Genomic DNA, 12,247 nt, shown 5'->3' on the forward strand with positions numbered 1-12,247 from the left:
GTTCTGAGGAGCACACCATGCACGCTGTCGTCCTGCACGAGTTCGGGCCCGCCGAGAACCTGACGTACGAGACCTTGCCCGACCCCGTAGCGGGGCCGGGCCAGGTGCGGATCGCCGTGCGGGCGGCGGGAGTTCACTTCGTCGAGACCGTCATGCGGCGGGGCGCGTCGAGTGACATGGCGCCGCCGCTGCCCGAGCTGCCCGCCGTCCTCGGCGGGGAGGTCGCCGGGGTCGTCGACGCGGTGGGGCACGGTGTGGATCCCGCGTGGCTCGGCCGGGCCGTCGTGACTCCGCGCAGTGAACCCGGCGGGTACGCCGAGCTGGCGGTCACCGAACTCGCGCAGCTGCACGAGGTGCCGGACGGGCTCGGGTTCGAGGCCGCCGCGGCCATGGTGATGACCGGGGCGACTGCCATGGGCCTCCTGGACGCCGCTCGACTCACGTCCGACGACGTGGTGTTGGTGACGTCCGCCGCCGGTGGTGTCGGGCGGCTCGTGGTGCAGTACGCCGTCGCGCTCGGGGCGGTCGTGATCGGAGCCGCCGGTGGGGCCGACAAGGTCGAGGCCGTCCGGGGTCTCGACGCCGACCTCGCCGTCGACTACAACGAGCCCGGCTGGGCGGACGTCGTGCGCGAGCGGCTCGGTGGGCGGCAGGTGAGCGTCGTACTCGACGGGGTGGGCGGAGAGAAGTCCGCCGCCGCGTTCGGTCTCATCGGCGAGGGCGGGCGCTACGTGGTCATCGGCTGGTCGTCGCAGGAAGGGTTCGAGCCGGACGCGGGTGTGGTGGAGGAGCGGGGGATCACCGTCACCAACGCCCTGCTCGAGCTGATCGCACGGCCCGAGGGCGGGGCCGATCGTGAACGGCGGGCTCTGGAGGCCGCCGCCAAGGGGGAGTTGGCCCCCGCGGTGCAGACGTTCCCGCTGGCCCAGGCGGCTCGGGCCCATGCGGCCATGGAGCGGCGCGAGACCACGGGGAAGGTCCTGCTCGTGCCCTAGCTCTGCTTGAGCAGCTCCGCGAGGCGCGAGAGGCCGTCGGCCGCGTGACCCTCGGCGATCGCGCGGTCCAGGAGCCCCTGGAGGGGCTCGAACAGGGCGCCGCTGATGCCCTGTTCGGCGTAGGCGCTCAGGAAATTGGGCAGCGCGGCCTGATTGACGGCGAGGCTGGACACGTCCGTGAGGTGCTGCCCGGAGTCGAGCGCCTCGGCGGTGCCCGGCACGAGGCTCTGCGTCATGGCGACGACGAAGTCGGTCAGGAGCGGCGCGAACTCACGGGCGGGGATGCCCTCCGTGCCGATCAGCGCGTACGCCTGCGCGACGCCCATCACCATCCCGTACATCCCGGTCAGCAGGGACAGGTCGTACAGCGCGGCGAGGCCGGGGTCCTTGCCGACCCACTTGGTGTCCGCCAGTGCCCGCAGCGTGGGGCGGTGCGTCTCGAAGGCGGCCTCGTCGGTGCCGCTGTAGAGGATGTACGCGCCGGGCGTCGCGATCATCTGGGGTACGGCCATGATGCCGCCGTCGATGTACGTGATGCCGTGGGCCGCCGCCCAGTCGGCGAGCTCCCTGGCCTGGGAGGGCGAGCCGTTCGTGAGGTTGACGAGCGTGCGGCCCGCGAGGGCGTCGGCCTCCGGCTCCAGGAGGGCGCGGACGTCGTCGTTGGTGGTGAGGCAGACGAGGGTGAGCGGGCTCGCCGTGACGGCGTCTCGCGCGGTGTCCGCCGGGGTCGCGCCCTGGGCTGCCAGGGGGCCCGTCTTGGCGGCGGTGCGGTTCCACACGGTGGTGGGGTGGCCCGCCTTGAGGAGCGCGGCGGCGAGCGCGCTGCCCATGAGGCCGAGACCGAGGACGCTTACGGGGGGCTGCACGGGCTGTGCGGGCATGGCTGGGAGACTCCGATCGGAGGCGTGTGGTGGGGACGCCTCCGATCCTTGCCGTGCACGGAGAAGCGGACAAGTACCTACTTTTTTGTGCGTACTTACCGGGAGGTTGGTGAGGGGCGCGGCACAGGCGGGGTTTCCGGCGTCCCAGAGCGATGTTCCAGGGCAGCGGAATTCGCGCAGGTCAGATGGGTGGAAGCGTTCCAGCGTTCCAGATCGGCCGAGGTTCCTTGTACGGGTCGGGCAGGGGCTGTTTCGCTTTTGGCCGTGCCGCCGCCGCGGCACGGCCATTCGCACCACAGTCTTTCCTGACCCCGGGGGCTCCACTCTCATGAAGTTCACGCGCACCACGACCCGTTCGATCCTCGCCGGCCTCTCCCTCGTCGCCGCGCTCTCGCTCACCGCGTGCAACGACGACGACGGCACCGGAGTGAGGGACTCCTCGTCCTCTGCCGCGTCCGAGCCGTCGTCGAGCGGCGGTTCGGAGCAGGGCGGCGGTTCGGAGCAGGGCGGCGACAAGGACTCCGGTTCCGGCTCCGACGAGGGCGGCGAGCTCGGCAAGTGCCGCGCCGACGACCTGGACATCACGGCGCAGGACAGCACCATCGACGGCGACAACGACCGCACCGTCGCGGTGACGCTGACGAACGGCAGCGGCAAGGAGTGCGCGATCTCCGGGTACGCGGGCGTCGACCTGAAGACCAGCGAGGGCGACCTGTCCGCCGAGCGCACCGGTGAGCAGCCCACCCCGGGCACCCTCAAGGACGGCGAGTCGGTGTCCTTCGGCGTCAACTACCCGATGAACGACTCGGGCGGCTCCGGCGTCAGCGTCACGAGCCTGGTGGTGACCCCGCCGGACGACACGAAGTCCGTCACCCTCGAATGGCCGGGCGCCAAGACCCTGCCCGTCACCGACGGCGCTGGCTCCCCGGTCAAGGTCGGCCCGATCGGCAGCGCGGGACAGGGCGAGTCGAGCTGACCCGCCCCTGACCTGGCTCCCTCCAGCTGCCCCCGGCCTCGTTGTGCCCCCGCACGAGGCCGGGGGCGTTTGTCGTTCCCGGGGTTCTTCCCGGGGCCCCGGCCTCGCGGTCAGCGGCCTGCGCTCACCACATCAGCGCGTCCGACGCCGACGTCTGCCAGTACGTGACGAACGCCGAGTCGTCCAGGTACACGCCGCCCGCCGGCAGCTTGGCCGCCGCCGTGCCGCCCGCGCCGCCGTTCATCCCGCGGTTGGAGAAGGTGACGCCCAGCTTGTCGGCCTGGTAGCCGTTCGAGCCCTCCGGCGACGACGTGGCGATGCCCGCGTACGCGCTCTGGCCCGGCTCCAGCGTGACGACCGCCTGCGGCACGCTGTCGTCCAGCCACTGCGTGGCGGCCTGTGCGTCGTCGAAGCGGAGGTACGGGGCGCCGTACGCGTAACAGGCCTTCGTGCCGGTGTTCTTGGCCTTCAGGAGCAGGTGGTTGATGGGGTTGCTCACCTGCTCGACGGTCACCTTCGTGGTGGCGGCGGTGCAGGTGACCGGCGCCGACTTGGCGGCGGGCGTCGCGGCCGACGCGGCGCTGCCGAGCGCGGTGAGCGAGAGAGCGGCGGTGAGGGCCGCGGCGGCGGCGGTTGCCTTGGTGGTGAGTCGCATGGCTTGTCTCTTTCGGTGTGACGCGGGAGACGTGAGTCGCGCCCGAAGGCTCCCGGATGCGGCGTGCTTGGATGACCCAGAGCTTGTGCGGGGTTCTGTCCCGGCGGCCAGCGCGGCACGGCAGTTGGGGACGTCGGGACGTTCCTACGGCTGTGGTCTGCGAAAACTCCGTTCCTCGGAACGGATGGACGGGATGGGAGAGAGCGTGGGGGCGGGTGATCTCGCGGAGTTGCTGCGAGAGCTGAAGGAGAGGTCGGGGCTCAGTTACGGGGCACTGGCCAAGCGATTGCATGTGTCGACGTCGACTCTGCACCGATATGTGAGCGGTTCGGCCGTACCGACGGAGTTCGCTCCGCTGGAGCGGTTCGCCCGGGTGTGCGAGGCCTCGCGGGAGGAGATGGTCGAGGTCCACCGGCGGTGGATCCTGGCCGACGCGTCGAGAGGCGAGCGCAAGGAGGGCGAGCAGTCATCGCCCGCCGCGACGCCCGACCCCGTGGTCGCCCCCGACCCCGTCACCCCGGCCGCCGACGCCGCGGCGCCCGGCATCGTGATCGGCGCGGCACCCACGGCGGGGCGGCGCGAGGGGAGAAGGCTGCCCAGGGCGCGTGTGCTCGTCGCCGCCGGAGTCGTACTCGCGCTCGGAGCCACCGCCGTCGCCGTACAGGCCGCCGACGACAAGGGGGGCCGCGACCACGTGGCCACCGACACCCCGAGTGCTTTCGACGGCGGGGAGGAGGGCCCGGACGGCGCCAAGTCCGCCTCGCCCTCCGGGAAGAAGTCCGCGAAGGAGTCCGAGAAGGGCAAGGCGGGCAAGGAGGCGACGGGCTCCGACAAGCCGGAGGGCGATGAGGGCAAGGGCTCCGGTGGCGAGACCGGGGCCCCCACCACCGGGGACGGCGGCAAGGGCGGGGCAGGCGAGGGCGGTGTCCCGGTGACCGTCTCCACCCAGGCCCAGTACTGGGACGAGCCCTGCGGCCACCCCTACCTCGTCGACAAGGACCCCGCCGGCCTCTCCCCGCCCCCCAACGAGCAGGACGCCCCCGGCTGGGTGTCCGCGAACGGCGCGGTCTCCGCACGGGACCAGACCGTGAAGCTGACCGTCCAGGGCACGGGCAAGGACACCGTCGTCCTGGAGTCCCTGCACGTCCGCGTCGCGGGAACCAGCGCGCCGCTCGCGTGGAACAACTACAAGATGGGGTACCTCGGCGTCGGCTGCGGCGGCAAGGTGCCCCAGCACTCCTTCGGCGTCAACCTGGACGCGTCGGTGCCACGGCCGACCCCGCTGGAAGGGGACAGCGGCTTCCCCTACACGGTGAGCGCGAGCGACCCCGAGGCGTTCTACATCAACGCGACCGCCAACACCCGCTACGTGCGCTGGTACTTGGAACTGGAGTGGTCGAGCGGCTCCCGGCACGGCACGGTGCGCATCGACGACACGGGCAAGCCGTTCGCCACGAGCGGCGACAAGGGCCGTTCCGTCTACGCGTTCTCGCTCAACAGCAAGAAGTGGACGAAGACGAATCGGGACAACGACAACGTGCCTGACCCGCCTGCGTAGAGGCGGGGTGTAAGGGCGGGACGTCCGGTCACGTCCGGTCACGTCCGGTCACGTCCGTATCCCGGAATGATGCTTGTAAGCGGCATACGGTTCCTTACGCTGCCGGGAAGCAAAGGAGCCGCAGATGACCTTCACCGACGCCCCCGTTCCCACAGCCGGGGGAGAAGAGCAGGAACAGGCCCAAGCCCCGGCCCCCGTCCCCGCGTTGGCGGCCCGCGCCGCCGCCGTCGGGGGCTCGCCCGTAAGGGAGATCCTCGCGGTCACCGCGCGCCCCGAGGTCATCAACTTCGCGGGCGGGCTCCCGGCGCCCGAGCTGTTCGACGCGGCGGGGGTCGCCGCCGCGTTCCAGGCGGTCCTGACGTCGACGCCCGGCACGGCGCTGCAGTACTCCACGACGGAGGGCGAGCCCGCTCTCCGTACCGCCATCGCCGCCCGGACAGCGGCGCGCGGGCTGCCCACCGACGCGGACGACGTGCTCGTCACCACCGGCTCGCAGCAGGCGCTCTCGCTGCTCGCGACGGCGCTCGTCGAGCCCGGCGACACCGTTCTCGTCGAGAGCCCCTGCTACCTGGCGGCACTTCAGGCCTTCGCCTTCGCGGGCGCCCGCGTGGTGCCCGTGCCGTGCGACGAGGCGGGCATCGACCCTGCCGCTCTCGACGAACTCGTCGCCGCGCACCGGCCGAAGCTGCTCTACACCGTCCCCACCTTCCAGAACCCGACGGGCCGCACGCTGCCCGCGGGGCGGCGCGCGGAGATCGCCGCCGTGGCCGCGCGGCGCGGACTGTGGATCATTGAGGACGACCCGTACGGGGAGCTGCGGTTCGAGGGCGAGCGGGTGCCGTGGATCGCGACGTACCCGGGGGCACAGGACCGCACCGTCCTGCTCGGCAGCTTCTCGAAGGTGATGGCGCCGGGGCTGCGGCTCGGCTGGCTGCGGGGGCCCGCGGCGCTGCTGCGGGCGTGCGCGGTGGCCAAGCAGGCGGCGGACCTGCACACGCCCACCGTCAACCAGCTCGCCGCGGCGCGGTACTTGGCGGACAACGACCTGGATGCGCACGTGGCCCGCGTCGCGGGGGCGTATCGCGAGCGGCGTGACGCGTTGCTCGCGGGGCTCGGGGAGGCGCTTCCCGAGGGGTCACGGTGGATTCGGCCCGAGGGCGGCATGTTCGTCTGGGCGACGCTGCCTCAGGGGTACGACACCGGGGCCCTGCTGCCCGAGGTCGTCGAGCATCTCGTGGCTTACGTGCCCGGGGCGCCGTTCTACGCCGGTGAGCCCGACCCCGCCACCCTGCGGATGTGCTTCGTGACGCAGTCCCCCGACGAGATCGCCGAGGGACTGCGGAGGCTCGGGGGCGCACTGGTGGGCTGAGACCTGCGGGCCGTGTGTGGCTGGTCGCGCAGTTCCCCGCGCCCCTTACGGGGCGCCCCTGACGGGGCTTCAGAGGCGCTCGGGGGTCCTGATGCCGAGCAGGGCCATTCCCTGGTGCAGGGTGCGGGCCGTGATGTCGCAGAGGAACAGGCGGTTCTCGATCTGGGCCGGGGTGTCCGCCTTCAGGACCGGGCACTTGTCGTAGAACGTCGTGTAGAACGACGCCAGTTGGTACAGGTACGCGGCCAGCTTGTGCGGTGCGTACTCCCCGGCGACCTCGGCGACCGTCTCCGCGAACTGGTCGACGTGCAGGCCCAACGCCCGCTCGGCGGGGGCCAGTTCGAGCTCCGGGTGCGCCTTCGGCCGTACGTCGCCCGCCTTGCGCAGGATCGACTGGATACGGGCGTACGCGTACTGGAGGTACACCGACGTGTCGCCGTTCATCGACACCATCTGGTCCAGGTCGAACTTGTAGTCGCGCACCGCCGACGTCGACAGGTCCGCGTACTTCACCGCGCCGATGCCCACCTGGGCGCCGCGCTCGGCGATCTCCTCGTCGGAGAGGTCCTGGGCCTTCTCGCGGACGATGGCCGACGCCCGCTCGATCGCCTCGTCGAGGAGGTCGATGAGGCGTACGGTCTCGCCCTCACGCGTCTTGAACGGCTTGCCGTCCTTGCCGAGCACCGTGCCGAAGCCGAGCTGCACCGCCTTGACGCCGTCCGTCAGCCAGCCCGCCCTGCGCGCCGTCTCGAAGACCATCTTGAAGTGCAGGGACTGCCGCGCGTCGACGACGTACAGAAGCGTGTCCGCCTTGACGTTGAAGACACGGTCGCGGATCGCGGAGAGGTCGGTGGCCGCGTACCCGAAGCCGCCGTCGGACTTCTGGACGATCAGCGGGGACGGGTTGCCGTCCGGGCCCTTCACGTCGTCGAAGAACACGCACAGCGCGCCGTTCGAGCGGACCGCGACGCCGGACTCCTCCAGCATGCGGCAGGTCTCCGCCAGCATGTCGTTGTAGCCGGACTCGCCGACGATGTCCTCGTCGCGGATCTCGACGTCCAGCTTGTTGAAGACCGAGTAGAAGTAGACCTTCGACTCGTCCACGAACCGCTGCCAGATCGCGAGGGTCTCGGGGTCGCCCGCCTGGAGGTCGACGACCCGGCGCCGGGCCCGCGTCTTGAAGTCCTCGTCGGAGTCGAAGAGCACCTTGGACGCCTTGTAGACGCGGTTGAGGCCGGACATGGCCTCTTCGCCCGCCGCCGTGTCGTCGTCGGAGCCGTCCGCGGCCTTGTGGCCCAGCTCGTCCGGGTGCTCGATGAGGTACTGCACGAGCATGCCGAACTGGGTGCCCCAGTCGCCGATGTGGTGGCGGCTGACGACCTTCTCGCCGGTGAACTCGAGGATCTTGACGACGGAGTTGCCGATCACCGAGTTCCGGAGGTGGCCGACGTGCATCTCCTTGGCCACGTTCGGCTGAGCCCAGTCGACGACCGTCGTACCGGCCTTCTCCGCGAACGGCACGCCGAGCCGGTCGCCGTCGGCGGCGCGCGCGGCGAGGTTCTCGGTGATCGCCTTGTCGGTGACCGTGACGTTCAGGAAGCCGGGGCCCGAGACCTCGACGTCCTTGATCATGCCGTCGTCGGCGGGCAGAGCGTCCACGACCTTCGTCGCGAGCTCGCGCGGGTTCGCCTTCGCCTTCTTGGCGAGGGCCAGGATCCCGTTGGCCTGGTAGTCGGCCCGGTCGCTTCGTCGCAGCAGCGGGTCGGCGGAACCGGCCTCCGGCAGGGCAGCCGAGAGGGCGTCCGCGAGGCGCTGGTGGACGGAGGCGGTGAGGGACGTGACCGAGGCCATGGAGTGGATGCCGTTCTCCTCGAGGTGCAGATAGACCCGGCAAGTATCCCATGCAAGGAAAAGCGGTTTTCGCGGTTGCGGGTGGAGCTGGGAGAATGGGTCCGTCAAGCGGGTACCAGCGGTACTCACGTAGAAGAAGATCAGAAGAAGAGAGAGGCGTGCCGATCGTGGCTCAGAGCACCGATACCACCGACTGGGTCTCCCGCTATGCGGACGAGGTCATCTCCGAGTCGGAGCGTCGTGCCCCGGGCAAACCGGTCGTCGTCGCCTCCGGTCTCTCTCCTTCGGGCCCGATCCACCTGGGCAACCTCCGCGAGGTCATGACCCCGCACCTGGTCGCGGACGAGATCCGGCGGCGCGGTCTTGAGGTCAGGCACCTGATCTCCTGGGACGACTACGACCGGTACCGCAAGGTCCCGGCCGGTGTCCCCGGCATCGACGAGTCCTGGGCCCAGCACATCGGCAAGCCCCTCACCTCCGTGCCCGCCCCGGCCGGTTCCGCGCATGCGAACTGGGCCGAGCACTTCAAGGCGGCGATGACCGAGGCGCTCGACGAACTCGGCGTGGAGTACGACGGGATCAGCCAGACGGCGCAGTACAACGCGGGCGTTTACCGCGAGCAGGTCCTGCACGCGATGAAGCACCGCGGTGACATCGACGCGATCCTGGACCAGTACCGCACCAAGAAGGCCCCCGGGAAGGGCGGCCAGAAGCAGTCGCAGAAGCCGGTCGACGAGGCCGAGCTGGAGGCCGCCGAGGGTTCGGGCGCCGCGAGCGAGGACGACGGCAGCGGCGGCGGCAGCGGGTACTTCCCGTACAAGCCGTACTGCGGCGCGTGCGAGAAGGACCTGACCACCGTCACGTCGTACGACGACGAGAGCACCGAGCTCTCGTACGTGTGCGCGGACTGCGGTCACACCGAGACGGTCCACCTCAACGAGTTCAACCGCGGCAAGCTGGTCTGGAAGGTCGACTGGCCCATGCGCTGGGCGTTCGAGGGCGTCATCTTCGAGCCGAGCGGCGTGGACCACTCGTCTCCCGGGTCGTCCTTCGTGGTCGGCGGGCAGATCGTGCGCGAGATCTTCGACGGCGTGCAGCCGATCGGCCCGATGTACGCGTTCGTGGGGATCTCCGGGATGGCGAAGATGTCGTCCTCCAAGGGCGGCGTGCCGACCCCGGCCGACGCGCTGAAGATCATGGAGGCGCCGCTGCTCCGCTGGCTCTACGCCCGCCGCAGGCCGAACCAGTCCTTCAAGATCGCCTTCGACCAGGAGATCCAGCGGCTCTACGACGAGTGGGACAAGCTGGACGCGAAGGTCGCCGACGGGTCCGCGCTGCCCGCCGACGCCGCGGCGCACTCGCGTGCGGTGCGCACGGCTGCGGGTGAGCTGCCTTCTACGCCTCGTCCGCTGCCGTACCGGACGCTGGCGTCCGTCGCGGACGTCACGGCGGGTGCGGAGGACCAGACCCTGCGGATCTTGCGCGACCTCGACCCGTCGGACCCGATCTCGTCTCTCGACGAGGCGCGGCCTCGGCTCGACCGCGCCGAGAACTGGATCACCACCCAGGTCCCGGCCGACGCCCGCACGATCGTGCGGGCGGAGCCGGACACGGAGCTTCTCTCGTCCTTGGACGAGGAGGGGCGTGCGTCGCTGCGGCTGCTCATGGAGGGCCTGGACTCGCACTGGTCCCTCGACGGTCTTACGCACCTGGTGTACGGCGTGCCGAAGGTGCAGGCCGGGTTCTCCCCGGACGCGACGGCCAAGGAACTCCCCCCGGAGATCAAGGTCGCCCAGCGCTCGTTCTTCGCTCTCCTGTACCGCCTCCTCGTGACCCGGGAGACGGGGCCGCGGCTGCCCACGCTGTTGCTCGCCGTGGGCGCGGAGCGGGTACGCAAGCTGCTTGGCGCGTAGCGCTTACGCAGATGGGGGCGCCGTCCAATTACTTGGGCGGCGCCCCTTTTCGCGTGCCGCGGACTGAACCGCCGCTTCGCGGCGGATGTCTCCCACCCACCCACCCGAGTACCCCGGGTAATCGGGTGGGTGGGCGGGGAAAAATCCGCCGCGAAGCGGCGGGCTTGTCGGGGGCGGCATGAGCTACGTCGCGAAGCAAGGGGCGTAAGGGAGAGGGCGGCGAGGGGCAGCTTCAGGCCGCGCGGCGTGGGGCGGCGAGGGCCCGGGTGGAGGGGCGCTGCATCCTTTGGATTACAGGGGGATCACTCCGGGGCAGGATGAACAGCGCCCCGGGGCGAGTGATCGTGGACGTATGAAGGAAATCATCTCCATCGTCGGATGGGTCGCCGGAATTCAGGGGGCCCTTGGCGCCGGCGGGCGCATCTTCGGGGACAAGCCGTGGGGCCTACTCCACAAGTGGTGGGACATCCCCACCCCCGGATACCTCGCCCTGTTCATCGTCGGCGCCGCCCTCGCCATCTGGGGCGAGAGCAGCAAGAGCCGCGCCCGCAGCAGCGGCTAAGTGCTGTACTCCGAGTCCAGGTCCTCCTGGTAACGCCCCCGGAAATCACGCAGGTACGGGCGCAGCGTGCTCTCTGCGGGAGGGCCGCCCGCCTGGCCGGTGATGCCGTACAGGTCCATCAAGTACAGGCCGAACTGGCGGGCGTTGGGATAGCCCCCAAGCTCGCTCACGTACTTGCGGAACGCGGCGAAGTACGCTTCCTCGCGCGTGACGTCGTCCGGAAGGCCGGACGACTCGGGCAGCGGCCCCAGCTCCTCCGGCCCGTCCTCCTGGGTCTGGCCCTCGGGAGCCTGCTCCTCGCGCGGACCCGGAATCAGGTGCTGACCGCCGAGCGGGCGCGTGCGGCCGGGCCCCGCGGGGACCTGGAACTCGGACTCGGGAGGAGCAGGCGCAGGGTTGCCGTGCTCGTCGAAGTACGCCTGCTGCTGCTCCAGATAGGCCTGCTGGTCGGCATAGGCCTGCTGATCCGCGTACGCCTGCTGGTCCGCGTACCACTGGTCGTGCGGCTCTTCAGGAACGTACGAAGGCTGCTGAGCCGCGAACCAGGGGTTCACCTGCGCCGCCTCGGCCTCGGCCTCGGCGTCGGGGGCGTGCTGCTGCTCAGGCTGGGGCACCTGCTGCTCGGCCTGCGGCGGCACAGGCACCTGGGCAGGCGCCGCCGCCAGCTCCGGCTGCTGAGACTCCGCGGGCGCCGCCACCGGCACCGGCACCGGCACCGGCGCAGGCGGAAGCAGCGCGGGTTCGATCCCCGCCGCCGCGAGCCCCGCGGGCGCGGTCTCCGCGAGCGGTACGCCGAAGCGCGCCAGGCGCAGCGGCATCAGGGACTCCACCGGGGCCTTGCGGCGCCAGTTGCGGCCGAAGCGGGCCTGGAGGCGGGCCTGGTAGATGAGGCGGTCCTGCTCCAGCTTGATGACCTGCTCGTAGGAGCGCAGCTCCCACAGCTTCATGCGGCGCCACAGCTTGAACGTCGGTACGGGGGAGAGCAGCCAGCGCGTAAGGCGTACGCCCTCCATGTGCTTGTCGGCCGTGATGTCCGCGATCCGGCCCACCGCGTGCCGCGCCGCCTCGACGGAGACCACGAACAGGATCGGGATGACGGCGTGCATGCCCACGCCCAGCGGGTCCGGCCAGGCCGCGGCGCCGTTGAAGGCGATCGTCGCCGCCGTCAGGAGCCACGCCGTCTGGCGGAGCAGCGGGAAGGGGATGCGGATCCACGTCAACAGCAGGTCGAGGGCCAGCAGGACGCAGATGCCCGCGTCGATGCCGATCGGGAAGACCACCGAGAAGCCGCCGAAGCCCTTCTGCTCGGCCAGGTCACGCACGGCCGTGTACGACCCCGCGAAACCGATCGCGGCGATGACGACCGCACCGGCGACGACCACGCCGATGAGTATTCGGTGCGTGCGTGTCAGCTGCATCGCGGCCACCCGCGAACCCCTCCCTGTTCGGTTTGTTGCGAGCGACAGCCTGGCACACGCATGCGGAAC

The 12,247-nt window shown here is 70.9% G+C and carries 10 protein-coding genes; 6 read left to right on the top strand and 4 right to left on the bottom strand.

Translation table 11 applies throughout. From position 1 onward, the window contains the following. Positions 1-17 precede the first annotated feature (17 nt). Positions 18-995, top strand: coding sequence for a zinc-binding dehydrogenase (locus tag ACWFRJ_RS26440; RefSeq protein ID WP_453535801.1), 978 nt, complete (start codon positions 18-20; stop codon positions 993-995). On the opposite strand, the gene ACWFRJ_RS26445 is transcribed toward ACWFRJ_RS26440, so the two are convergent. Continuing rightward, positions 992-1,876, bottom strand: coding sequence for an NAD(P)-dependent oxidoreductase (locus ACWFRJ_RS26445; protein ID WP_453535804.1), 885 nt, complete (start codon positions 1,874-1,876; stop codon positions 992-994). The genes ACWFRJ_RS26440 and ACWFRJ_RS26445 overlap by 4 nt on opposite strands. A gap of 328 nt (positions 1,877-2,204) precedes the next feature. Between ACWFRJ_RS26445 and ACWFRJ_RS26450 the strand changes: the two genes are divergently transcribed. Beyond that, positions 2,205-2,852: a DUF4232 domain-containing protein gene (locus ACWFRJ_RS26450; RefSeq protein ID WP_453535807.1), complete on the top strand. Its 648-nt coding sequence runs from the start codon at positions 2,205-2,207 to the stop codon at positions 2,850-2,852. A gap of 124 nt (positions 2,853-2,976) precedes the next feature. Here the strand turns inward: ACWFRJ_RS26450 and ACWFRJ_RS26455 are convergent, their stop codons facing one another. Beyond that, positions 2,977-3,507, bottom strand: a complete 531-nt coding sequence (locus ACWFRJ_RS26455; protein WP_453535809.1) for a DUF4232 domain-containing protein — start codon at positions 3,505-3,507, stop codon at positions 2,977-2,979. Positions 3,508-3,700: 193 nt separating this feature from the next. Here ACWFRJ_RS26455 and ACWFRJ_RS26460 point away from each other — a divergent pair, with 193 nt between their 5' ends. Both ACWFRJ_RS26460 and ACWFRJ_RS26465 read left to right on the top strand, forming a co-directional pair. Then, positions 3,701-5,065 (top strand): helix-turn-helix domain-containing protein, encoded by a 1,365-nt coding sequence (locus tag ACWFRJ_RS26460; protein ID WP_453535812.1) that lies wholly within the window; start codon positions 3,701-3,703, stop codon positions 5,063-5,065. A 124-nt stretch (positions 5,066-5,189) separates the two neighbouring features. Next, positions 5,190-6,434: an aminotransferase-like domain-containing protein gene (locus ACWFRJ_RS26465; RefSeq protein ID WP_453535815.1), complete on the top strand. Its 1,245-nt coding sequence runs from the start codon at positions 5,190-5,192 to the stop codon at positions 6,432-6,434. 69 nt (positions 6,435-6,503) lie between these two features. On the opposite strand, the gene argS is transcribed toward ACWFRJ_RS26465, so the two are convergent. Beyond that, on the bottom strand, positions 6,504-8,285 hold the full coding sequence (gene argS, locus ACWFRJ_RS26470; RefSeq protein WP_453535818.1) for an arginine--tRNA ligase: 1,782 nt from the start codon (positions 8,283-8,285) through the stop codon (positions 6,504-6,506). Between the two features lie 158 nt (positions 8,286-8,443). On the opposite strand from argS, the gene lysS reads away from it, so the two are divergent. Both lysS and ACWFRJ_RS26480 read left to right on the top strand, forming a co-directional pair. Then, positions 8,444-10,198 (top strand): lysine--tRNA ligase, encoded by a 1,755-nt coding sequence (gene lysS, locus ACWFRJ_RS26475; protein WP_453535821.1) that lies wholly within the window; start codon positions 8,444-8,446, stop codon positions 10,196-10,198. A 352-nt stretch (positions 10,199-10,550) separates the two neighbouring features. Then, the gene (locus ACWFRJ_RS26480) at positions 10,551-10,760 is read left to right on the top strand and encodes a hypothetical protein (RefSeq protein ID WP_453535824.1); all 210 of its coding nucleotides are present in this window, start codon (positions 10,551-10,553) and stop codon (positions 10,758-10,760) included. Here the strand turns inward: ACWFRJ_RS26480 and ACWFRJ_RS26485 are convergent. Continuing rightward, entirely contained in the window at positions 10,757-12,187 is a 1,431-nt protein-coding gene (locus ACWFRJ_RS26485; protein ID WP_453535827.1) for a DUF2637 domain-containing protein, read from the bottom strand. The genes ACWFRJ_RS26480 and ACWFRJ_RS26485 overlap by 4 nt on opposite strands. Positions 12,188-12,247 lie beyond the last annotated feature (60 nt).

The organism is Streptomyces sp. NPDC055239, from assembly GCF_053606205.1.

Bases quoted from the DNA above. Each gene is read 5' to 3' on its own strand.
- ACWFRJ_RS26480 (WP_453535824.1), top strand. From the start codon at position 10,551: ATGAAGGAAATCATCTCCATCGTCGGATGGGTCGCCGGAATTCAGGGG.
- ACWFRJ_RS26455 (WP_453535809.1), bottom strand. From the start codon at position 3,507: ATGCGACTCACCACCAAGGCAACCGCCGCCGCCGCGGCCCTCACCGCC.
- ACWFRJ_RS26465 (WP_453535815.1), top strand. From the start codon at position 5,190: ATGACCTTCACCGACGCCCCCGTTCCCACAGCCGGGGGAGAAGAGCAG.
- ACWFRJ_RS26460 (WP_453535812.1), top strand. From the start codon at position 3,701: ATGGGAGAGAGCGTGGGGGCGGGTGATCTCGCGGAGTTGCTGCGAGAG.
- ACWFRJ_RS26450 (WP_453535807.1), top strand. From the start codon at position 2,205: ATGAAGTTCACGCGCACCACGACCCGTTCGATCCTCGCCGGCCTCTCC.
- ACWFRJ_RS26445 (WP_453535804.1), bottom strand. From the start codon at position 1,876: ATGCCCGCACAGCCCGTGCAGCCCCCCGTAAGCGTCCTCGGTCTCGGC.
- ACWFRJ_RS26440 (WP_453535801.1), top strand. From the start codon at position 18: ATGCACGCTGTCGTCCTGCACGAGTTCGGGCCCGCCGAGAACCTGACG.
- argS (WP_453535818.1), bottom strand. From the start codon at position 8,285: ATGGCCTCGGTCACGTCCCTCACCGCCTCCGTCCACCAGCGCCTCGCG.